Origin of the sequence: Leucobacter chromiiresistens (assembly GCF_001477055.1) — a bacterium.
Taxonomy (GTDB): Bacteria; Actinomycetota; Actinomycetes; order Actinomycetales; family Microbacteriaceae; genus Leucobacter; species Leucobacter chromiiresistens_A.
Map to the genome: position 1 here is coordinate 1 of NZ_LDRK01000194.1, position 459 is coordinate 459.

The 459-nt window shown below is 69.9% G+C and carries 1 protein-coding gene; it reads left to right on the forward strand.

Translation table 11 applies throughout. The features are described 5' to 3' along the window. Positions 1 to 459 (forward strand): aminotransferase class III-fold pyridoxal phosphate-dependent enzyme (locus tag NS354_RS13050; RefSeq protein WP_153002241.1); only part of this gene is annotated, 459 nt, incomplete at both ends.

The window sequence follows — 459 nt, forward strand, 5'->3', positions numbered from 1 at the left end:
CGACTACCTGCAGCGCGGCGGCATCATCCACGGCCTCGACATGGCCACGTCGGCGAAGCGCGACTTCATCGAAGCATTCCAGCGTCTCGTGCTCGCACCCCGCGGCCTCGACTACAAGATGCAGTTCACCGGTCCCACCGGGGCGAACGCCGTGGAATCGGCGCTGAAGCTGGCCCGCCAGGCGACCGGCCGGCAGAACGTGGTCGCCTTCACGAACGCGTTCCACGGCCTCAGCCTGGGCGCGCTCGCCGCGACCGGCAACGAGAAGTATCGTACCGCGGGGGGCGTCTCGCTCGGCGACGTCACGCGACTTCCGTACGACGGCTATCTCGGCGCCGGGGTCGACACGCTCGACCTGCTGGAGCGCATGCTCGACGATCCCGGCTCGGGGCTCGACCTGCCCGCCGCCGTGATCGTGGAGACGATCCAGGGCGAGGGCGGCATCAACGTGGCCGGTGC